Here is a 23,026-nt window from a genome sequence, read left to right on the forward strand (position 1 = left end):
AACTTTGTCGCAATAGGATAAAAGCTCGCCAATCCTCGTTTAATTGGTCAAAGGCAGAAAATTGTAGGCAGGCATCGGGAGAGCGTTCAACGGGTGTAGTGGATTTTGAAATCAAAGAGGTGCCTCATATGTCCCAAAGCGAAGTGGCGCAACTACGACAAAGCATCCTGGAAGAATACGAAGCGATGAAACGCGGCCTAACCGGTTTTGCCTGGGGATCAGCTAAGCATGCTTTTATCGATGCACGCATGAAACGTGTCGATTATTATCACGAACAACTCATCAAACAGATAGGCGAACAGGAGGCAACACATACGATTTGTGATCTCTATGAGCAGGTTATCGGATAAGGTCAGGGCGAGGAAAGTTGTGGTGGCGCGTCTGCTATAATGATTGTCATGAGCATCACGAAATGAAAGCGAGCGTAGTATGCGTTTACGACGATCAGAACTCTCGACGCCAGCCAGCAATGAGCGAATGATGAAAAAGGCAGCTACCAGCCAGGCCGACCTCGTTCTGCTTGACCTTGAAGATTCTGTCGCTCCCGAAGAAAAGGCAGCAGCACGTACAAAAGCCATTCAAGCGCTGACTACAATGGATTGGGACAAGAAAACACGCGCAGTTCGCATCAACGATCTAGAGAGCGAATACGCCTATCAGGATATTATTACTGTCGTGGAAGAGACGGGCGAACATCTCGATATACTAATTGTCCCCAAAGTGAAATCGGACAAAGATGTCTGGTGGGTCGATCTACTGCTCACGCAAATCGAAAAACGCTTGAAACGAACTAAGCGGATAGGGTTGGAGGTGCTGATTGAGGATGTAGAGGCTATGCTCCATGTGGAAGAGATTGCACGTTCTAGCTCACGGCTAGAGGCGCTGATCTTTGGTCCCGCCGATTATAGCGCCTCTCTGGGAATGGATAGCAGGGTCATCGAAGGGAGCCTTGATGCCTATCCTGGCGATCCCTGGCACTACGCGCGCAACAAAATTGTTATTGCGGCTCGTGCTGCTGGCATCGATGCCATAGATGGCACCTATCCTGATTTCAACAATGCGGAAGGATACCGCCGCGAATGCACGCGCTCACGTATCCTGGGCTTTGTTGGCAAGTGGGCGATTCATCCCAGCCAGCTCGATATTGCCAACCAGATATATTCACCTTCACAAGAGGAAGTTGAACAGGCGCGCAAGTTGGATGCTGCCTATCAGGAAGCTTTAGAGAGAGGTGTGGGAGCGATTGCCGTCGATGGGAAAATGGTCGATGTGGCAATCATTCGCAGCCTCAGAACCACACTACAAAAGGCCGACCTGCTAGGAATGTAATGGCGCTACACCCGGTGGCTCCATCTTCTCTTCAGGCGTCATTGCGGCTGGTTGCTCTTTCCCCTGCTGCTCCCAGATAGGAATGCTCAAGACCAGCCCCAGAAGCAGCCAGCGGCAGGAGGCAACAACAAACGGTCCTGTACCGCCTCCTGCCGCCGCTGAGGGAATAAAAATACCAGTAAAAAAGCCGCCAAAGAGAATCGAGACATAATACCCGATATACGCCAGCGCAATGGATTTTCCTAAAGGGGATCGAGCAGCATTGAAGCCCTTCAGCGCCTTCACTCCAACTGCGACCAGAATCCAGATCAGGCAGAACAACCCCTGAATACCTGTTTCTGCAAGCATTTGCAAATACTGATTATGAGCCACACCAACCTTATCGCTGCCATAGATGCGATCAAAGAACTGAAAATTGCCTGCTCCAACCCCCATATAGGGACTCTTCAGCCAGATCGTAATCGCATCCTGCCAGATCTTCACGCGATCAGAGCCATAGGTTCTCTCAGGATTAAAAAAGTCAGAAACGCCTGGAATGAGAAGAAGTACAAAAGGGACAAGCACAACAAGCAAGACGAACCAGTTTCTTGTCCGCAAAGCGATCATGACGAATATCGCCAGAAACAGGCCGATCCATGCCTCGCGACCAAAGGACATAATTACGCCCAGGCAAAAGAGCAGCGAAAGCACTCCCCAGATCAACTGACCTCTCCAATGAGAGGCATAGAGCGTTTGTGTTATCGCAAGGCTACCAAAAAGGAGAATGAGAGAACCTAGTGCGCTCGATTCAGCCCCAAAAACCTCCGGGCGCAGCACACCGAGAATGACCTCTTTAGAATGCAGGCCAAGTGGAACCGCAAAGATGCAGCCCAGCGCGTATAGCATACCAACCCCCACAAAAGACAGGAGCAGTAAATAGGCGTCACGAGATGAGCGAATCAGCCCCGGAACAATCGCCAGAAACATAGGCAAGCCAACCAGAATCATCATCTCAGAAACATTGACCAGCATAATAGACACAGTAGAATGAGGATATTGATAAGAGACATTCGGATCGGGAAAAATATGCGAATAGATGATTGAAGACAATCCTACCAGCATCAAACAAAGGAGAGGCACAAAGAGACTGCGATCCAACAATATCTGCCTGGACTTGCGCTGAGGCAGAACGATTCTCAGTAGCCAGATGCAGATTATCAGGGCAAAAAGCATATTGCCGATGTAAAGTCTGGACAGAATCCCAGAACTCAGCGATAGAGCAATGCTGGGACTGGCAACCAGCACATAGAGAGGCAAGGCAAAGCTGATGCGCCAGAATAACAACGCCACAAGATTGATTGCAATAGCACCAATCAGCCCAAGCAGAGGAAAAATTGGCATAAGCAAAGCACAGCCAGCATTCAACACAAGATAACTGCCCAGTGCCACAATCACTACCACTGGCGGGAACGAAAAAACTAATGTACGCTTCCTCCCTTCCTCCAATCTGCTCGCCGAAAAACGGCTGGCAACAAACACGCCGCCCAGACCCATTATCAAACCAACCAATGGAGATAATGCCAGGCGCTCATCTTTCGTCGCATGGGCAGCTGGTAACGTCGCAACAGCTGGCGTCGGACTAATCACCCCCAACAAATTATCATACCCTTCATGCTTCAATGTTGCCAATCCAGTATTGATTTCCAGCAAGCGCTGCTTTTGTGCTCCATATTGGTTGGCAAGCAGGCTATATTGCGACGAAGTTGTTTGTTTAACGGCTTTTAATTGCTCCAGCGTCGTTGCCGTTTGCAGCATAGCCGCCTGCACCTGCTCTAATTCAGCATTCAAATGTGCATTGATAGCCTCAATGACTTGAGCGCGATCCTTCTGAATATTCTGGACCAGCGCATTGTAGACGGTACTGACAATCAGCGCGGCATCTCTAGAACTGCCAGCATAACCCACAAGCTGAACGATGTTCGTATTTTTTACGACCGTAGCCGTCACACGCCCATTTTGCAGATCCGCCAGTACATATGCCTTAAATTGAGGATAAGCATGCAAACGGGTCAGGGCAAGATCCAGCACACCTGGACTCTGTAACAGGCTGGCAAAAAATGCTGTCGTTGCTTTGCCCTGAACAGAGGTGCCAGCTACCGCATGCACCTGCACCTGTAATGTTGCCCGATAGGTTGTAGACGAAACGAGATCGGGGATATAGTAAGAACAAACGGTGTTGAGAAGTATTGACAGGAATACAAACCAACCCCAACGCCGTATAAACCGGATGCCAACCAACCCCGTTAAAAACCCATCGACGTTCCTTCCTCTAGAGCCTATTTTCTGCTCCATCCCATACCCTCACACAAATTCCTTTCTGGAAGCCCGGTCATTCATGCGCCAGGGTCCATGACCTCGATTCGCCGTCCTACCTTCTCCCATATAGTACCTGCTGAATATCATTTTTGAACCTGCCATATGGTTAAGAGCAGGTTAACATTCTTTATTCATTCTTTCATTTCCTCAACCTGACACTTCTAATATGGACCTTTATTGACTTTTACGTTACGATAAAAGAAAGAAAATGATACTCATAATTTCTCATTCTTTATGTAAGGAGCTGTTTCATGGGCACAGCATTGATACGTGTCGGATATGATCTAACGACAATCTGGCGACGTTCTACAGGCATTTTTCGCTATGCTACAGAGTTAGCAAAGCATTTGCTTCTCCTTGAGAAAAGCGCCCCATCCATACAATACGTCCTCTTTTTTGCGAAAGAAATACATCCAGATTTTCTCCCTTTGCAGGATACATTTGAGGCTATCATCTGTCCAACCACAAGCGAGCTGTTCATCAAGCAATGCTGGTTTCCTGCTATAATTCCGCGTCTCAAGCTAGACGCAATACACTACCCTTCATTTCCTCCACCCTATTTCCAATGCGCAGACACGCCAGAAATTATGACCCTGCATGATGCCGGTCCCTGGCGCTATCCGCACACGCTCACGTTGCACGGCAGGGTCTATTTCCGCACATTATTGACGCGAGGAATACAACATTGCACACGTATCATTACAGTTTCGGAGCACGCACGATCAGAAATCAAGCATTTTCTGGGAGAGCATCACCTCTCAAAAATAGCCGTTATCCCAGAAGCAGCACGTCCCGAATGTGCCATCGCCTGCACTGATATGTTCAAACAAGAGGTGCGAGAGCGCTATCAGTTACCAGCACGCTACCTTCTCACGGTATCCACTGTTGAACCGCGTAAGAATCTCAAAACGCTTTTACATGCTTATCAACTCTTAAAAAAGCAGCTGAGAAGCGCCTGCCCTCTACTGTTCATTGTGGGGCGCAGAGGTTGGAACCATAACGATATCTTGAGCCATATGGCAGAGTTGAAATATCACGTATACTTTCCGGGCCATGTGGCAGATGCAGAACTGATCGCGCTCTACCAGATGGCAACCTGCCTTGTCTTTCCCTCGCTATACGAAGGTTTCGGGCTGCCCGTACTTGAAGCCATGAGCGCTGGTTGTCCAGTGATTACCTCCAATACCTCCTCGCTACCGGAGGTCGCTGGCAACGCCGGACTTCTGGTTGATCCACTGAATCCCGCTGACATTGCACGGGCGATCTACACACTCCTTGACAATGATGCCCTGCGCCTGCGTCTCATACAGGATGGACACCAGCAAGCTGCACGCTTTTCGTGGGAAGCGACGGCAAGCATGGCCAGAGATCTCTATCTGCAAGTGTGCGAGCAGAAACAAACTAACTCACCCAAGCTCTCATGACACAAGTAAACATTGCACCCGTAACCCTATATCCTGGCACCGTATAGCAGTCTCTTTAAGCACTTTTACACGATCGCGGCGCTTTTGCAGCAACAAGATCGTCTGATGAACTTCTGCCGCCAACAAACGCGTATCCGCTCGATCGAACACAGGCCCATCAATAATAATTATCTGAAAAAGCTTCTGTAGCTCTGGTAAAAGAGCACGCAAGCTAACGGCTGTCAACGGCTCGTTTTGCGTTAGCGTTGCATTGGCTGGCAGCACAAATAGCGATGGAGAGCTGGTTCGCCCAATACATGACAGCAACATCCCTGCATCGGTTTTAAGATTACCCGGTCCCAGGATTTGCAGATGTTGACTCAAAGAAGGGCGCTCCTGACTGGCCTCAATAATCAGTGTGCGATAACCAGAATGCACAAAAAATGTGGCAAACAGAACAGCACAATTACGTTTTTGACGCAAACTTGTCAGCAATATCGTATGGTTGCCCTTCTTCAGTGCCTGTATACTCAAAGATTCACATAGGAAACGGAAAGCATCCAACCGCCAACAACAAAGCAATGGATGCCCGGCCAGTAAGCGCTTATATTCAAAGCCAAAGATATTCAATGCACCATTCAAGGCTGAAAGTCCGCTCAAGCGTTCTATTTCTCCCTTATGCCGTATAAAAGGCGAAAAGTACTCCATAAAAATTACTACAGCAATGTGCAGCAATACTCCAAGAGTAACCGCTACAGCTAGAACACTGCTCACTGATGGAGGAGGAACGACAGGGATATCAGACGCCTTCGCCTCGTGTTGAATAATATATGCCTTTTGAAACAGCGGTTGCACGCTCTGAATATCGCTTAATGCTTGATTATACAGATACAGGCTACGAATATCATTATTCACTCTGTATTGATCGTTGTTGAGGATAATTCTCTGCTGCGTGGGTAGCACAGGATGATCTGATGGCTTTGTTTTTGGCGGCTGCAAGGCCTGTATCTGCTCGTTCAAAGCATTAATCTCGCTGGTCAGGCGAGTAATCTCCTGTTGTAGCCACTGCTGATAGTACGTCAGTTCGTGCTGCAAACCGGCACTTTGTTTTTCGACGAACTGCAAGGCAAGGTAATTAGCGATATCTGCCGCAGCTTCAGGTTTGCTGTCGGTCACACGGATCAACAAAATATGGTTAGAAGAATCGGCAGTAACATTGATTGCCGTCTTTAGTCTGGCAATCGAGAGGCGAGGATAGCGCTTATTGATCGCTATGAGAACGGGAGGCGTCGCCACCTGAGCAGCATAAGATGTTGGCACACTGAGCTTGACGATAGTAGAAGGAACAGCGGTATCAACAAGCATTGAGGCATTGAGAAGAATAGAAGTCGAAGCTGTATAGGTTGCGGTCTCGCCCTGCACATAGAGCCAACCAGCCTCCAGAGAGACAGGGATAACCAATAACAATAACCACAGCAATCGCACATATCCCTCAGCATATGCCCTCAGTTCCATATACCTTCTTCTCCCTCAACTCATCAGATAGATCCTGTTTCTCTCGTTATACTTCAATAGAGTTGCTAGCTGACGAACGAGCTGGCGTCAATTCAGCGAAGATCTTAAATAATGTTTCCGCGCTCCTGGCCTGACTAAAATACGTCTCTGCCCTCCTCTTCCCTGCCTCACCCATACGCTGTCTCAGCAGGGGGTCTTCAAGTAGAGTGAGCAGCAGTACAGTATATTGCAGCACATCACGAACATTTAGTACATATCCAGTGACGCCATCTTCAACAATACAGGGAATACCAGTCCCATTGTGAGCTATCACTGGCAAACCAGCGGTCATCGCCTCTAGCAACACCAGTCCAAAGCTTTCAACAAAGGATGGATGGGTTAGGATGGTAGCAGAGAGATAGGCGTCGAGAATAAATTCAGGTGTATTATCCTGCATAATATGCAGGTGGTCGGCAACCTTGAGGTCTTTTGCCAGCCGCAGGAGGAAGCGGTGAAAATCGGGTTCCGCAGGCTGAGAGGGTCCAGCTATCAGTAATTGCGCATTGGGAAAACGAGCCACAATAGCGGGAAGACAGCGAACAGTATACTCCCAGCCTTTCCGCTCAAGCAGTTGCCCCACACCCAGCAGCAGCGGATCTCCTGTTATTCCTGCCCTCCGAAGCAAGCTCCCTGACTGCCGGGCGGGGGCACAGGCAAAAATATCAGGGCGGGCCACATGAGGAACGACGCACAGCTTCTCCGGCTTCACCCCCAGTTGCAACAACTGCTGATGAGTATATTCAGTAAACACAACAACCCGACTGCTGCAATTGAAGAAAAGCCTCCCAATTGTTTTGTCATACCATTCGCGCCAGACTCTTCTATATGGATAGAGATGAAAATGTGGCACAAACACAACACTACGACCACGTAAGCGGCCCAGAAGAACAGCCAGTTCGCTTCGTCCCTCACCATAGCCATGACAGATGATGATATCAGCATCGGCCGTGAGCAAGGCAACAAGAAACGGCCAGGAAAACGGCTTCCCCCTACGAACACCAGCAGGACAGCGTTGCACGCGAATGCCATCGATCACTTCTTCACGGCACTGCTGCTCATCGATCTGGAACGTGAGAACGACCACCTCCCAACCCCGCAACATTGCTTCATGCAAAGGCCAGTAGAAGTAATACATATCAAAAGGCTGCTTCACCGTTTCAGGAAAATTCCATACAACCTGAAGTAATTTCATCAGCGACCTCTTCTCAACCTACAACCTGACGGCTTACCTCATGCCGGACAACACGACGACACAGTACATTTGTAATAATATCGTTCATCGCTATCCCCCAATTATCCCAGTTTAAGCGTTCATCGTAGGCTGCACGGCTGGACAACACCAGTTGAGCATACAGTGCTTCATCACGATACAGGGATGCAATCAACAGCGCGTAAGCATCGCCGCGAGCATCCAGAGGCAAGACAAAACCATTTTTACCATTTCTGACTATCTCTGGCACGCCTCCAGTACAGGCAGTGATCACAGGCAAACCAAAGGCGTTCGCCTCGCAAAACACGATACCAAAACACTCGTTTCGCGTGGGCAACAAGAGAAAATTTGCCTCCTGATAGAGCTGTGCCAACTTTTCGTAGTGCAAAGGTTCGTTTTTATCGAGATATGGGATAATTTTCATAGCTGGATGAGATCGGTTTTTCGGGGGCGTGCAACCACAAACAGTCAGTTCTGCCGGAACGCCGATCTGAGCAAGCGCGAGTAGCGTTTCAAAAGCGATCTCACCGCCTTTGCGCTGCCAGTCAACACCAACAAAAAGCAATTTACAGATCCCCGAACGCTTTTTCCGCTCAATAATCTCCTCATCAGGAGGATCATCAAAATTGGCTCCCATCGGCACTACATACACTTTCCGGGAATTTATATGATACTCATTGATTGCTGACTGCGCTGCCCATGCCGAAGAATAAACTAGAGCACTGGCCTTCCTCATTCCCCTTACTGTTACAGCTTGCATCTGCTCAATAGAGTGCGAAAGCATATCGCTGTACTGCGGATAATAATCTAGCAACAAAGCAAAGGTCGCATCCTCAACAATTATCACCGGAATATCTGTCTCCAAAAAAGCCACCTGTGCTAGACTTGCAGGTGCGACAATCACATCAAATCGCGTCTTGAGCAAACGCCGATTCGCAGCACTAGCAAGATTTTTCGCCATGCGGATATGATGATCATAGACAAAATAGCGCCGAGCAACCTTCTTCAAAAACCCTTTCGTCCATCCAATCATCCTCCCTTTCAGCCCTCCTCCTACAACGGTAGCAGGCCCAACATAGACGACTTCACCGCAATGCTTTTGCAACGAGCGAGCCATTTGATAAAAGATGCCCGACCAGGAACGCTTATCCAGAGGATCAAGCGAGGTCAGGAAAGCAATCCTCTTGCTCTGGTTATCAGTGTGCATAACATCTCACTTCCACTTGTTATAGCCTTATTGCAATCAATTTTCCTAAAAATATCGATCAGCAAATCGCCCCAACGCCGTTTCTACAGTATAATCAGCGCGATGATGTGCAAGCATGGAGATGTAGTAACAAAATGGTAATTATTATGCATTGAGAGTTGTAAAATAATAACCAGGATGAATTGGCAATCAAGCAATATTTTGAATAAATTATTCTCTTCCATAAATATTATTGATCATATCAAATATAAATTTTTTGATTAGATAACGCTAAAAATGAGAGGAGATTATTTCAATCACAACTCATTTTAACGTGAAGAAAGTACTAATTCACCTCATTCTCTTGCGTACATATATCTTTATCGTTTATGTTTCCTGGAGACACATAAAGAGAGTGTTCTGCGCCCTCAGATAGACGATGGAGGTGGTAAGTGCTATGTTTCCTGATATCAAGTCGTATCAACACAGCTTCTTTTCTATTCTGTTGCCATCTCTACTGATGGTATTTGCCAGTATACTGACAGCCTGCAACAATCAACCATCTCCAGATCAGCCACTCACTCGTAATGGCATGATAAGTGGTTCCGCAACACCTGGTACAGTAGTAACAGCGCAAAGTAAAGCAGTACAACCGATAGAAATAGTTGCTGACCAGTCACATGTCTCCTCATATGCCAATGGCAAGATGAGTTTGACTATCATCACCAGCCCATATGCTATCTGCAACTTTATCGTCAGTTATGGCATGAACACACCAAGCAAAGCTTTCGGTATCAGACCAGTAACAGCCGATGCTCACGGTCTTGCCAACTGGCAATGGCAGGTAGAGAGCAAAGCTCTAACGGGCATATGGCCGTTGCAGGTGACAGCAACGCCAATAAACGGGACTCAAACAAAGCGCAGCATCAGTGTCACGGTAAACTTGCCTCCACTTCGCCTGGATACAACAAAAAGCATTCTCAATGTGACATCTAAAGCCGTCGCAACACTGGCTATAGTCACAGCACCCTCAACTGACTGCATCATGACGATGAGCTATCCCACTCACCCAAAAACGTTCAAAGGCACAACAGATGCTCACGGAACAATCCGCTGGACATGGCGTGTTGAGGGCAGCACCAATCCAGGCACATATCCGCTCATTGTCACAATTACAACCGGCAGCGGTGAGCAAGCAAATGCGACATTCTCAATGGTAGTCCTATAAAGATTTCTCAATATCAACAGGCAGTTCATCAACCAGATCTTGACCATATCTTTACAAATCATGCACAAAACGTCCTTATACTAAATAGTAGCGTTGATTTACATCAAACCATTTAAAATCTTGAGGAGTTGTGAACGTGGTAGAAGAGCCAGTGATCAGTATTATCATTATTACATGCAACCGCCCTTTTCTGTTGCGCCACTGCCTCCAGCGTGTAACCGCCCTTCCTTATCCATACAAAGAAATTATTGTCGTGGATAGCTCAACAAACAACGAAAGCCAGCCAGTCGTAGCACAGTTCTCAACAATTTTGTATGTACGACTCTCAGGACAGCACAATAATATGCCCCAGGCACGCAATAAAGGCATCATGATCTCAAACGGAAATATTATCGCTTTTCTTGACGACGACTCGATGATACAACCTGAATGGTTGCCAGCACTGCTTGCAGCATATCATGATCCACGCGTTGGAGCGGCTGGCGGACGTGTTATCCGCCGACCAGAACCGTATTGCAATCAACAAAAAGGCAATCCGCAATTACGCGTCCATCCATCAGGTGTAGTGATAGCGAAAGATGTCGATTTACCGAGTACGAACAAAATAGAGGTCGATCATCTCATTGGTTGTAACATGTCGTTTCGCCGTCAAGCATTGGAACAGGTCGGAGGATTTGACGCAAACTACACACTGACCAATTTGCGCGAGGAAACAGATCTTTGCATCCGTGTGAAAAAAGCTGGCTGGCGCGTGATCTATGATCCATCCATTGCCGTCCTGCATGTCTCAGCACGAGCAAAGCCTTTCTTTGGCGACTTTCCCACCGTTCAATATTCTAATGGCCGTAACAGCACGTACTTTGCCATCAAACATTTCGGATTACACCCGCGCACATGTCTTGGTCTCAGCGCTGAGATCTGCAAATCCATCCAGCGGGCGCTCTTCCTCTCTGGATTATTCATCTTAGGTATTACAGCTCAGTTAGCGGGACGAGTTGCCGGTATGGGAGCAGGTATAGTCTGGATGCTCAGTAAGAAGCGCAGAGCAGCAGCAGCACCCCGAATACCAGTTCGTCCACCAGCATTCAGCGCAGCCAACAAATTCACTATCACAGCGCCCCACTCACTAAGAGGCGAACATTCAAACGGGTTGCTAACAAAATACGCAACAAAGAGAGGGATCTAGATGAGAGTATTTCTATTTGGCGTTGATGGCCTGACGTTCCGCGTGCTCCATCCATTAATGGAGCACGGACTCCTACCCAATTTTCAGCGCTTACAGAGCGAGGGCGTCGAGGGAATCCTCAAATCAACAACTCCGCCTGTTACGCCTCCCGCCTGGACATCAATCTCCACAGGTCTCTCTCCAGCCAGGCATGGAGTATATGATTTCTGGGAATATGAACAGAGCGAGCAGGGTCCACATGCAAAGATCATGACTCACCGCCGGGGCGGTAAAGCCATCTGGAACATCTTGAGCGATTGGGGAAAACGCGTCATTGTTGCCAACGTCCCAATGACCTATCCACCGGAGCCAGTCAATGGCATTATGCTCAGCGGCTATATGGCACCTAACATGAGCGCTCATGTTACTTACCCAGCCAGCTTCCAGGAAGTGTTATTAGAGGCTGTGCCTGAATATCAGATCGATCTACATCCAGCCGTGTCGTGTGGACAAACAGGTGACCTTACGTCAGAAGTAATTCATATGACGAAGCAGCGCATTGCAATGCAGCGCTTACTGCTCAAAGAAGATTGGGATTTCTTCTTTCTCGCGCATATGGGTGCGGATCGTATTCAGCATATGCGCTGGGATGAATTGATGACGTTCAACACACAAGAAGCCGAATATTATCAATTGCTTGATGAGTCATTGGGTATGGCGCTGGCTGCTCTGGCACCCGATGACCTCCTCATGGTGGTCTCGGATCACGGATTTCAAGGAGCACGTCGCAAATTTTACATTCAGGAATATCTCTATCGGCACGGCTGGCTACGCATGAAAGATGAAAGCGCCCGTCAGCGTGCCGAAATGATTGGCTCCATCAGGGCCGTTATCCGCGCATTGAAATTACAGAAACTTGCTCGCCGCGTCTTCCGACAACTGCGCCGCAAAGGGATTATGGAGATGGAAAAAGAGCACCATCCAGCACGACTCCCCGATCTTGATTGGACAAGGACTCGCGCATGGATTCCATCATCATCGGGGGCGCTTGCTGGCTATGCTGATATCTTTTTTGACGCAACTGTCTCAGAAGAAGAAATCCAGCAACTACATGATGATCTCTGCTCACTGAGCGATCCCGACAATGGGCAACTCCTCGTCACAGAAGCGCATCGCGAAGACGCCTATGGTCGTGGTTCATTCGCTCCCCAAGAGCGGCATCTAATAGTGCAAACAGGCGAAAATACAACATTACCAACAGAGTTAGGGAGAAGATCATTATGGGAAACACGGGGAGTGAACGGGCGTGGGGTCTCTTCCGGGGTCCATCATCCAGAGGGCGTCCTTTACCTCTATGGAGCTGGAGTCAAACATGGTGCCAGCATTGCACCAACACATGTGTATGATGTTGTACCAACTATTCTTGCACATCTGAGAGTCTCTCTCCCAGACGATCTGGAGGGAAAAGTGATGGCAGATGCCTTTGAACAACTTGTCTCGCACTCCACAACAGCTCAAGATAGCATCGTCATGCAAAAGCTGAAAAGTTTGACTTCCTACATGGCTGAGTTGGGAAAAACAGAAGTAGGCGTCGCAGAAAATTAAAAGAGTGCGTCAGGAACGCGGCGGAGGAAATACGTGAATAACAGGAGGCTCACCGTCCTGCTAGGAATCGTGCTCATAGTACTTGTTGGCGCGGCAGGCACTACAACCTACTATCTACTCATGCTAGCTACAACTCTCCCTTTTCATAACGACAGGGGAACAGCAACTCAGGGAGGACAGAGTACGCCAGGAAAAGGCTGTGGAGTGAAACAGAATAGCGACGGAACATATACCTTCTCCTGGCTCCACGTCTCAGCAGACGGGCAAATTGTTGACGAGAAAAACTGCCACGTTCCACTGGTCGGATTTAATATGGGCGGACTCTTCATAAAGGATGCTGGCGGCAAGGCAACGTTGAGTAAAATTCAGTGGTATAAACAAAACTTTCCCATGAATATTGCACGCGTCAATTTCAACTCGCGCTGGTGGGATGATGATGTGTATGTTCCGAGTGCTGGGATGCATTATCGTACCTGGCTACAAAAATATGTTGGCTGGCAAAAACAGGTCGGCAACTACGTCATGCTCGATAAAGGACCACATTTTGCGGAGCCTCCCTGCGACGGCAACAATATCAAAATTTGCCCTAATCAAGACCAGGGAATGCGAGACTACAAAGCCAATCCCAATGCTGAGACGGCCCAAGGACTTGAAGACTACATAGGCTACGATATTCCTGCCCTCAGCGATCTAGCGAAGCTGTACGCCAACGATCCGGCTATTCTCTACGATGTCTGGAATGAGCCAACCCTAAAAAATTTACCAATCTTTTATCAGGATATGAATACACTCATCAACACCGTTCGTCGTCAGAACCCCGCATCGTTGATTATCGTCTACCAACGGGGATATCGTGAAATTGTGAGCGGGGAGTATCATGACTATACGCAGCCAAATCTCGTTATTGATACACACATCTATCCAAATTTTAACGGCACATCTCCGGCAACAGGCCAGAGCTGCCACTCACCGGGAAAATCAGGTTGGACACCCCAAAATTCAAACCTCGATACGCTGGTACAATTCGCTCACAATCATGGCCATGCATTTATTATTAACGAATGGGGAGGATGTTACGATGCACCCGAATATCATCAACTCATCACCTCTTATGCTAAAACACAGGGTATTGGTCTGGTCTACTTTGAGGCGGGAAATGTGCTGGTAAACCGCAACTCGAATGCATTAACGGTCAATGATAATGGCAGGTTGGTACAACAGGCATACGCTGACATCTTACAAGCATAAATGATTATTGGTAACGTGGTTCCAGGGAGGTGGATATATGGCAAATACAACGGCACCTATTACGCTGCCAGCAAATGCCCATATTCTTGTGATTAAACTGGCTGGTATCGGCGACGGACTTCTCATTATGCCTGCAATTCGAGCACTGCGAGAGACCTATCCTAATGCCAGGATTGATCTCCTCACCCGCCATATTCCAGCACAAATATTCCAGGGCGGGAATGACCTCAACGACCTTATCGTTATTAACCCTCGCCCCAAAGATATAAAACTTGATCGCGCATTTACGCCCATGCAACGCCTGATCCTTCTCAACAAGCTGTTAAAAAGATTGCGGGCTGAACGTTATGATGCCGTCCTTCTTTTTCACCACCTGCTACCGCTCCATCGCCGCCTGATCTTCCAAATATTGTTGCTGGTCATTGGCGCTCACTGGCGCATCGGCCTGGATAATGGTTACGGCTGGTTCCTCAATGTGAAGGTGCAGGACAATGGTTTTGGAGCCAGGCACGAAGCAGAGCATTATCTGGCGGTGGCTGCTGCTGTCAGCGCAACAACGCGGGATAAACGTTTACAGATATCGCTCACGGATGAAGAACGTCGGCGAGCATACACAATCGTACATGGTCTACAAAAGCCCGATGCCATACCAGGGCCAATTATCGCAATGCATCCCGGCTGTAGTATCCTCAGCACTGCGCGACGCTGGCCACCAGAACGCTTCGCGCAACTGGCAGACACGCTTTACCGCGAGTTTGGCGGTCAGTTGTTACTGCTTGGCGGTCCCGACGAAGCGCCTCTGCGAGAAGAAGTCATACGTCTCATGAACTTTGCTATGGCCGTGAGAAGTCTTTCCGGGCAAGAAAGTATCAGGATAACGGCTGCAATCATCGCGCAATGCGACCTTTTTATCGGCAACGACTCCGGGTTAATGCATGTAGCAACTGCTGTTGATACGCCAACTGTGGCGATCTTCGGACTGACGAACCATAACGCCTGGGGACCATATACAGGAGGCATTCCAGGCAAAACGGCCGTTGTGCGTTTAGATCTTCCCTGCATGCCCTGCTACTTTCGAGACAAGAATATAGGCACGCCCGAAGGATGTGCAACTCGAGATTGTCTGACACAACTCCAGGTCGCTCCCGTCGCGGCAACGGCACGGAAGATGCTGCTTGCTACATATAAATTTCTTATTCATTGAGAGAAGGAAAAAACAATGGTTGAAACAGAAAACAAAGCGGTTTTATTCTGGTTAAGTGGCATAGGTCTCTCCTCTATCCATCCTATTATGGAGGTGGAAACCCTGATGCGGCAAGGCTTCACAGCTGAACTCGCTTCAACTCCCATTACAGGTAACCAGTCTCATTATTATCAGGTGATGACAGGTCGGCGTCCCGAGTGCTTCGGCTTTTTCGATACGCTCATGCCACATGAATATAGCGTTGAGGAAAAGCCAGGTGGGCGCGATAGGCCTCCTGAAACATTGATAACACTCCTGAGTTCTGCTGGCTGGAACGTGAACTATAACGAGATAGCTCCTGCCAATCTGGAATCAAGCATATGTGCCTGGGCTAAAACTGCTTCAGCGTTCTCCTGTCTCATCGTCAAATGCGCATACACCGAGCCTCTCATTGGCAATATGACAACTGATCTTGCACAGGCCATTCGCATCGCCAGAACAGTTGTTGGAGAACATGGATTGTTTGCGATTTTCTCAGACGCCCAACCAATCCTGGTGAAACAGTTTGTCAACCTCAATAATTTTCTTGCCAGTACAGGTATCATTGATCGTAACGGACCGGGCAATAGCATTGATTGGTCAAATTCACTGGCATACTACATGGGGCACGGTCAACTCTACGTCAATCTACTTGGCCGCGATGCAAAGGGTATTATCAAACGCCAGCAGGAATATGATGAGGTGTGTAATATTCTGGTTGAAGTTCTGCCACGAAAATTGCGTGACCCCCAAACAGATCAGCCCGTTATTGCCAACGTCTCACGCAAAGAAGATTTCTACAGCAGTGATTACCTGTTCTGCGCTCCCGATCTGGTCGTCACATTCCATCCCGGCTATATTCCTTCCCCTCGCAGCATCTACCTGGACTTTGATGAAACAATCTTTACAACTCCACCAACAGGCACCGCAGCGATCAATGGTGCGCATCCTGATAGCATCAACGGTTTCCTGATCGCTTCTACCCCGGCATTCAAGAGAGGAGTAACTTTTACAGCGTCTATGCCCCTTACCGCTATAGCACCAACCTTATTGCATGCATTACAAGTAAAGCACGCACTTATGGATAGTGATCCTCAACAGGAGTGCTTCGATCCGCGATATCTCTATACCCATCCACTGCATACAACAACGCGGTCCCAGGAACTTTCAGGAGAAGAGGAAGAGCTAATCCTTAGTCGCTTGCGAGATCTGGGATATATCTAAATCACAATCTCTATCTATGAAATACACGTAGTTACATTGCTGAGGTGTTTTATGTCTGCTCGCGTTGTCGTCTTTGGCGTAGATGGCTTAACATTCCGTGTGCTGCATCCCCTTATGCAACAGGAGAAGCTCCCACATTTTCGCCTGCTGCAACAACAGGGTTGTGAGGCAATCCTCGAATCGAAGTACCCTCCCATTACGCCGCCCGCGTGGATCTCGCTATCCACCGGGCTAAAACCGGCCAATCATGGTGTCTACGATTTCTGGGATTTTGGAGAACAGCAAGGGGCGGCCCCTCCTCGTCCTCCCAAACTATTAACACGACGCAAGGGAGGAAAAGCTATCTGGAATATTCTGAGCGAGTTTGGCAAACAGGTTTTAATCGTCAACATCCCTATGACCTATCCTCCCGAACCTGTAAATGGCTTCATGGTCAGTGGCTATATGACACCTGGCATCAACACTCAATTCACCTATCCACATTCCTTCCAGGCAGATTTGTTACGAACTGTCCCCAATTACGAAATTGACCTGCCTCTGGAGGATAAAACTATAGTGGCGGGAAAGAGAAAGTGGCGCGTACTGGATGCCACTTTGCGTATGACCGAACGGCGTATCGAACTGATCGAGTATATGTTGCAGGAAAAGCCCTGGGATTTCTGCTTCCTGGGCTTTGTTGGTGCGGATCGTATCCAGCACCGCCTGTGGGATGAAATCATCGCATTAGATCCTAGAACCTGCGAATATTACCAGCTGTTGGATGATGAACTCGGTCGCATCATGGATCGACTCGGCCCAGATGACAGTCTTTTCGTCGTCTCCGATCATGGTTTCCAGGGCGCAAGCCGCTCTTTCGAGATCAACGAATATCTCTATAGTAAAGGTCTCGTGGCGCTCACCAATCATTCTCAAGCAAGACGAGAGCGTGATCGCCGCAAAAATGTTCTCAAGCATACACTGAAACAAATAGGGCTGTTGGGCCTGGCAAAGCGCGCCTGGAGAACACGTAATGCTCTCAAATCTGAACAACAGGATAATATAGAAGCATATGATCCACATATCCTGAAAATATCCAATATTGCCTGGGAAAAAACGCTCGCTTTCGTGCCCTCTTCATCTGGCTTCGGTTCTGGTTACGCTGATATCTTTCTCAGTCCGGCAATGGCGGTAGAAGAGATTGTAGCTTTACGTACCGCACTCTTACATGAGACCGATCCAGCAACAGGGAAAATGCTACTCGAAGCTGCATATACAACCGAAGTGTTCGGCATCGGTCCCTATGCCCCTGGAGAACCTCATCTCCTCTTGCTGCCCCAGGAAGGGATTACCTTTCGTCGAGGTCTGGGTAATCCTCGCTTCTGGGACGACGCCACGATGACACATGATCCAGGAAGACGTAGCGGCGTTCATCAAAAAGATGGTGTGCTTTATGCCTATGGAGGAGCATTTAAACAGGGTTTCAAGGCTCCTCCAGCCGAGGTTTATGATCTTGTGCCGACCATATTACAGAGCATGAACCTGCCGCTTCCCACTCCCTGCGATGGACGTATTCTGGAAGAACTTTTTATAGATCAGAAAAAACTGCAAGAAAGCGATTCTATCCATAGCGAAAATAATAGCGTGACATTGACGAAATTAAAAAAACTGCTGGAAGCGTAGCAAAGGAGAGCAGGTAAAGGTGCAGACTCCTCCAAAACCACATCAGTCAGCGAGACGCTATCGCCGCCTTGCCTTCGTCTCTCTGCGACAAGAAAAGGACATCCAGGAGATACCAACAACGAAGGTGCCAGCATGCAATGCAGCAGAAATTGAACCGGATAATCCTTTCTATTATCAAGCAACTATCCCGATGATGATCCTGACAAGCATTTCGCGGCAACAAAAACAATCTGCTCCAACAATGCAATCGGAAATTTCGGGAGCCGCAAGCAGTGCTACTATCTCAGGCATCGGCAATATTGTGGGCTATATACTCAAAACTGGCAGCACCTTCCTGATGCAACATGGGCTAGGTGCTGCCTCATTTGGATTGTATGCTCTCAGTTTCTCAGTTATATCCTTTATAGCTTCTCTCTTCACCTTCGGCCTCGATGATGCAATGGTGCGCTATATCGCTATCTATCGGAGCAAGCAGCAGGGAGGGTTGGTTCGGAACCTGATCATTTTCTGTACTGCTCTCGCTGGCATCGCCGGTTTGCTTGGCGGGCTGGGCATCCTTTACTTTGCCCCATTGCTGGCAACACAGCTAACTCACCATGCAGAAACAGCCCCATTGTTACAACTTATGGCTCCAATCATCCCTCTCACCTCTATGCAAATGATCTGGATCGCCGGATTACAGGGGTTTAAAGACTTCAAAAAGCGCGTTCTTGCTCAACGAATCGCTATTCCTGCGATCGTGCTGCTACTTCTGCTCGCAACATGCGCCTTTTTCCCTAAGAGTTTGCTTGCAATCACCATCGTTACCAGCATCAGCACATTACTCAGTACGCTCTCCAGCTTCTACTTTCTCTTTGGACGAGTTGCCCGAATGGAGGTTGCAAAAAGCGATTATGATGTCCGCGAATGGCTTGGGTTTTCAGCCCCCAACTTCTTAACCAACATCGTTGATATCATCCTCGATGCCATCGATACGCTTCTTCTAGGATATTTCGGCATTCCTAAAATTGGGATTGGGCAATACAGCGCGGCCATCAAAATTAGCGGCTTTATTGCTATGCCCCTGACCTCGCTCAATGCCATGTTTAGCCCCACAATTGCAGAATTGCACAGCCAGGGGGAAAAACAGAAATTGGAGGCGATGTTTCAGGTGGTCACGCAATGGGCCATCACGTTCAGCCTCCCTCTCTTCTGCATCTCCGCCCTCTTCTCAACGGCTCTTCTTGAAATTCTGTCCGGGAAAGATTTTATCGCAGCCTGGCCGCTGCTGATCGCCTTTGGCCTCGGAGGAATGGCAAATGCAGGCACTGGCTCTGTTGGCATCATGCTCCTGATGACGGGGCACCAGAAATTATCCTTCATCAACTCTCTGGTGGCCGTTGTCATCAACATAACGCTCGGTATTCTCCTCACGCCACGCTATGGCGCAATGGGAACCGCGATCAGCACCGGACTGGCAACTGCAATCGTCAATATTATGCGGCTCCTTCAGGTACGTTTTCTGTTGCATGTACAACCATATCAAAAAGAGACGCTCAAGCCGTTGGGTGCGGGCCTCATCAGTTCGCTAGTAACAGGCGAGATGCTTTATCTCATCTCCTTCACCAAATGGACAATGCATATTGGACATGTCCATATTCCCGTCGAAATCAGCCTGATCCCCGTGTTTCTCACGCTCTATGCCTGGATATTACGATTATTTGGCACCAGCCCTGAAGATAATCATGTATTACATCGATTAAAGCAAAAGCTCAAACTCGACACTATTCATATCGCAGCAAGGAGCAAACCATCCAGGCAAGCGACAACAGGGCAAAGGCAAGAACGGCTCCTTCACCTCACTACAACCAGAGAGACGAAGAACAAACAAAAGGGAATACAGATAACTCATGAATAATAACTTATGGTTTCTTCCGCAACGACTCAATGCTCCGAGATCCCGACGCGTCCTGTTTCACGCCATCAATCATGTAGGGCTGGGACATATCAATCGTGCAATAGCAGTAGCGCAATGGTTACAAGCTACCATGCCTGACCTACAGGTTCTTTTTCTCATCGAAGGAGGGGAAGATTTTATTGATCCAACAGGCTATCCCTGGATACTTATTCCAGGGCAGGCCAGCGAAAATGAACATATCGAACAAATTGCTCGTAAAACCATTGAGGTTTTCCAGCCCGATGTGATGATTCATGAAACGCTCCTTCGTCCGCCGCTTCATCGCGCGGCCCAGGACGCAGGGATCAAACAGATCGTCATGGGTTCGCTGGGAGAAGCTTTGCGCGATCAATTTCGCCATCACCTTCCCCTCCTTAACGAAGTGCATCAACTCATCGTGCTACAACAACAGGCAGAGGTGCTGCCAGCAGACCAGGATTTGATCGCTCATTATCGCGGCCCAACACTTTATGCAGGCCCATTGGTACGCTACAAAAAACTGCCTGACAACGGAATGCTACAAGAGAAGCTCGGTCTCAGCACCGAACAGAAGATTCTACTGGTTACTTTTGGCGGTGGCGGCTGGGATATCGCCAGAGGCTTACTCAATATCATCCTGGGTGCTAGAGAGCAAATCCTCTCCAAACATCCTCAAACCAGGCTTATTGCTATCCCCGGGCCTCATTTCAGCGGCGACCTGCCTACTGTGGATGACTTTGTATGCTACGTCAGCCGTTTTGAGCCATTGCTCAATGACTATATTGATATCGCCTCTGCTGTCGTCATGATGGCTGGCTATAGCACCGTCAACGAAATCGCTGGGTCAGGAGTACCGGCTGTCTGCATCCCGGCTCTGGATGCAGAGGATCAGGTGGGAGCAGGAGGCATGGGAGAATATGCGCAAACCTTCCCCAACATTACGATCAGTACGGCAGATCCCCATGTATTGACACAACATATCCTAAACGCACTGGAAAGAAAACACGACTTCAGCGCCGTACAGAGCTTCTGGCAGAGCGCAGAGGCAGCTTCGCATAAGATTGTAAACACAATCTTACAGGTTATTTTCGATTAAAAAGCTGAAAGGGAATTTATTGATGAAATTGCCACGCAAAGCAAGGAAAACCATTGCGATTATGGGCGGGAAAGGTGGAGCTGGCAAGTCAACAATAGCTGGCTTACTGGCTGCCTGCTTGCAACGTGAACATAATGTGGTTGGCCTGCTCGATGGCGACCTGATCGGCCCTGCTCTCCTCCACCTGTTTGGCCTGGAAAAACAGCTTGCATTCAATGAACAAGACCAGGTAGAACCCCTGCTCAGCCGGCTTGGGATCAAATGTATGGCCTTCGACATCTTCCAGGAACGTGAAAGCGAGCCTCTCGTCTGGCGCGGCCCGATGGTCTCCAGTGCCTTCAAGCAGCTTTACAACGATACCAGTTGGGGAGATCTCGATTACCTCATTGTTGATGTTCCGACTGGCACATCTGACGTGCCGATAACAGTTCTTCACTCGATGGCATCATCATTGTCTCACCGCCACAACAACTGGTACAAACAGTAACGAACAGGTGTGTGAATATGATTCGACAGTACAAGTGTCAAATCATCGGCATGGTCGAAAATATGGTGCATCCTATGCCCGCTACGCTGGATCGTTTTCACGATCTCCTTGATGTTCCGTTGCTCATACAAATCCCGTTCGACGTTGAACTGGCAAGATGCTGCAATACAGGCATGATCGAGTCTTATCGCGCAGAGGTTATAAATAGGCTTACCACCAATACACAGAGAATACTGAACAGCACAAAATAAGGAGAATGCATCTATGAATCTATTGAAGGAAACGGCAAAGAGCGCTTTGACAGCATATCGCACCGTTACCAGCCGCCTGCGCCTGCTCCCGAATTTTATTATTATTGGTTCGGCCAGAAGTGGGACTACTTCTTTGTATAATTATCTTATTCAGCATCCTGGGATCGCGCCCGCGCTCCACAAAGAGGTCCACTTTTTCGATTATAACTATCAGCGTGGCTTTTCCTGGTATCGAGGTCAATTTCCCGCGCTCCCTCATATGTATTACATACAAACTATCCGCAGGCAAATAATCATTACAGGTGAAGCTAGCCCCTATTATCTCTTCCATCCATATGTGCCACAAAGAGTTGCACAGTTTTTGCCAGAGATAAAACTGATTGCATTATTACGCAATCCAATTGAAAGGGCGTTTTCACACTATTGCTGGGAAGTAGATTGGAGAAATGAACATCTCTCGTTTGAAGATGCTCTTGAGCAGGAGGAAGAAAGAATGCAGGGGGTGATACAAACACTTGCATACGGCAAAAGCTTTCCCCACCTGCATTTCTCTTATATCTCTAGGGGGCAATATGCAGAACAACTGGAGAGATGGTTTGTATGCTTTCCACGAGAACAGATATTGATTATCAAAAGTGAAGATATGTACAATAATCCAGCCGCCATCTTCACACAAACGCTGGATTTCTTACACATTTCTAGTTCAACGATTGAGGTCGGCAATTTCAAACCAGAATTCAAACCATATAATGGTCAGAAATCCTCCCTGCACAAAAAAATGCTGCCTGCTACCCGACAACTCCTAGCAGAACGATTTCAGCCAGACAATGAGCGACTTTACACGTTATTGGGAAGAGACTTCGGCTGGAAATAGTTCTGCCAGGAGGCA

At 48.2% G+C, this 23,026-nt stretch carries 19 protein-coding genes; 15 read left to right on the forward strand and 4 right to left on the reverse strand.

The features are described from left to right. Positions 1 to 128 precede the first annotated feature (128 nt). Both K3T83_RS09505 and K3T83_RS09510 read left to right on the forward strand, forming a co-directional pair. Positions 129 to 350 (forward strand): hypothetical protein, encoded by a 222-nt coding sequence (locus K3T83_RS09505; RefSeq protein ID WP_220202729.1) that lies wholly within the window; start codon positions 129 to 131, stop codon positions 348 to 350. A 79-nt stretch (positions 351 to 429) separates the two neighbouring features. Next, a complete protein-coding gene (locus K3T83_RS09510; RefSeq protein ID WP_220202730.1) occupies positions 430 to 1,329 on the forward strand; it encodes an HpcH/HpaI aldolase/citrate lyase family protein in 900 nt (299 codons plus the stop codon). Here the strand turns inward: K3T83_RS09510 and K3T83_RS09515 are convergent. Beyond that, complete coding sequence (locus K3T83_RS09515) at positions 1,318 to 3,660, reverse strand: O-antigen ligase family protein (protein WP_220202731.1); 2,343 nt, start codon at positions 3,658 to 3,660, stop codon at positions 1,318 to 1,320. The two genes, K3T83_RS09510 and K3T83_RS09515, sit on opposite strands and share 12 nt — an antisense overlap. Positions 3,661 to 3,935: 275 nt before the next feature. On the opposite strand from K3T83_RS09515, the gene K3T83_RS09520 reads away from it, so the two are divergent. Then, complete coding sequence (locus K3T83_RS09520) at positions 3,936 to 5,108, forward strand: glycosyltransferase family 4 protein (RefSeq protein ID WP_220202732.1); 1,173 nt, start codon at positions 3,936 to 3,938, stop codon at positions 5,106 to 5,108. On the opposite strand, the gene K3T83_RS09525 is transcribed toward K3T83_RS09520, so the two are convergent. From K3T83_RS09525 to K3T83_RS09535, 3 genes are read right to left on the reverse strand one after another with little or no spacing between them, the layout of a single operon-like run. Next, positions 5,103 to 6,602, reverse strand: a complete 1,500-nt coding sequence (locus K3T83_RS09525; RefSeq protein ID WP_220202733.1) for a hypothetical protein — start codon at positions 6,600 to 6,602, stop codon at positions 5,103 to 5,105. The two genes, K3T83_RS09520 and K3T83_RS09525, sit on opposite strands and share 6 nt — an antisense overlap. 46 nt (positions 6,603 to 6,648) lie before the next feature. Then, positions 6,649 to 7,833 (reverse strand): glycosyltransferase family 4 protein, encoded by a 1,185-nt coding sequence (locus tag K3T83_RS09530; protein WP_220202734.1) that lies wholly within the window; start codon positions 7,831 to 7,833, stop codon positions 6,649 to 6,651. A 13-nt stretch (positions 7,834 to 7,846) separates the two neighbouring features. Next, complete coding sequence (locus K3T83_RS09535) at positions 7,847 to 9,058, reverse strand: glycosyltransferase family 4 protein (protein ID WP_220202735.1); 1,212 nt, start codon at positions 9,056 to 9,058, stop codon at positions 7,847 to 7,849. Positions 9,059 to 9,494: 436 nt separating this feature from the next. Between K3T83_RS09535 and K3T83_RS09540 the strand changes: the two genes are divergently transcribed. The 12 genes from K3T83_RS09540 to K3T83_RS09595 all read left to right on the forward strand — a co-directional run bounded on the left by K3T83_RS09540 (position 9,495) and on the right by K3T83_RS09595 (position 23,011). After that, the gene (locus tag K3T83_RS09540; protein WP_220202736.1) at positions 9,495 to 10,265 is read left to right on the forward strand and encodes a hypothetical protein; all 771 of its coding nucleotides are present in this window, start codon (positions 9,495 to 9,497) and stop codon (positions 10,263 to 10,265) included. Between the two features lie 136 nt (positions 10,266 to 10,401). Continuing rightward, positions 10,402 to 11,451 carry a glycosyltransferase family 2 protein gene (locus K3T83_RS09545; RefSeq protein WP_220202737.1) on the forward strand — a complete coding sequence of 350 codons (1,050 nt, stop codon included), beginning with the start codon at positions 10,402 to 10,404 and terminating at the stop codon, positions 11,449 to 11,451. Then, positions 11,452 to 13,035 carry an alkaline phosphatase family protein gene (locus K3T83_RS09550; protein ID WP_220202738.1) on the forward strand — a complete coding sequence of 528 codons (1,584 nt, stop codon included), beginning with the start codon at positions 11,452 to 11,454 and terminating at the stop codon, positions 13,033 to 13,035. Between the two features lie 33 nt (positions 13,036 to 13,068). Further along, positions 13,069 to 14,283 carry a cellulase family glycosylhydrolase gene (locus K3T83_RS09555; protein WP_220202739.1) on the forward strand — a complete coding sequence of 405 codons (1,215 nt, stop codon included), beginning with the start codon at positions 13,069 to 13,071 and terminating at the stop codon, positions 14,281 to 14,283. A gap of 37 nt (positions 14,284 to 14,320) precedes the next feature. Next, positions 14,321 to 15,487, forward strand: a complete 1,167-nt coding sequence (locus K3T83_RS09560) for a glycosyltransferase family 9 protein (protein WP_220202740.1) — start codon at positions 14,321 to 14,323, stop codon at positions 15,485 to 15,487. 15 nt (positions 15,488 to 15,502) lie between these two features. After that, positions 15,503 to 16,729, forward strand: coding sequence for a hypothetical protein (locus K3T83_RS09565; protein ID WP_220202741.1), 1,227 nt, complete (start codon positions 15,503 to 15,505; stop codon positions 16,727 to 16,729). A 51-nt stretch (positions 16,730 to 16,780) separates the two neighbouring features. After that, positions 16,781 to 18,388: an alkaline phosphatase family protein gene (locus K3T83_RS09570; protein WP_220202742.1), complete on the forward strand. Its 1,608-nt coding sequence runs from the start codon at positions 16,781 to 16,783 to the stop codon at positions 18,386 to 18,388. A 19-nt stretch (positions 18,389 to 18,407) separates the two neighbouring features. Further along, complete coding sequence (locus K3T83_RS09575) at positions 18,408 to 20,285, forward strand: oligosaccharide flippase family protein (RefSeq protein WP_220202743.1); 1,878 nt, start codon at positions 18,408 to 18,410, stop codon at positions 20,283 to 20,285. Beyond that, positions 20,278 to 21,399 carry a hypothetical protein gene (locus tag K3T83_RS09580; RefSeq protein ID WP_220202744.1) on the forward strand — a complete coding sequence of 374 codons (1,122 nt, stop codon included), beginning with the start codon at positions 20,278 to 20,280 and terminating at the stop codon, positions 21,397 to 21,399. Before K3T83_RS09575 ends, K3T83_RS09580 begins: the two co-directional genes overlap by 8 nt. A gap of 22 nt (positions 21,400 to 21,421) precedes the next feature. Continuing rightward, positions 21,422 to 21,886: a P-loop NTPase gene (locus K3T83_RS58780; protein ID WP_220202745.1), complete on the forward strand. Its 465-nt coding sequence runs from the start codon at positions 21,422 to 21,424 to the stop codon at positions 21,884 to 21,886. A gap of 17 nt (positions 21,887 to 21,903) precedes the next feature. Beyond that, positions 21,904 to 22,137 carry a hypothetical protein gene (locus K3T83_RS58785; protein WP_505912365.1) on the forward strand — a complete coding sequence of 78 codons (234 nt, stop codon included), beginning with the start codon at positions 21,904 to 21,906 and terminating at the stop codon, positions 22,135 to 22,137. 13 nt (positions 22,138 to 22,150) lie between these two features. Next, positions 22,151 to 23,011, forward strand: coding sequence for a sulfotransferase family protein (locus tag K3T83_RS09595; RefSeq protein WP_220202746.1), 861 nt, complete (start codon positions 22,151 to 22,153; stop codon positions 23,009 to 23,011). Positions 23,012 to 23,026: the final 15 nt, after the last annotated feature.

This window comes from Reticulibacter mediterranei (assembly GCF_016587455.1).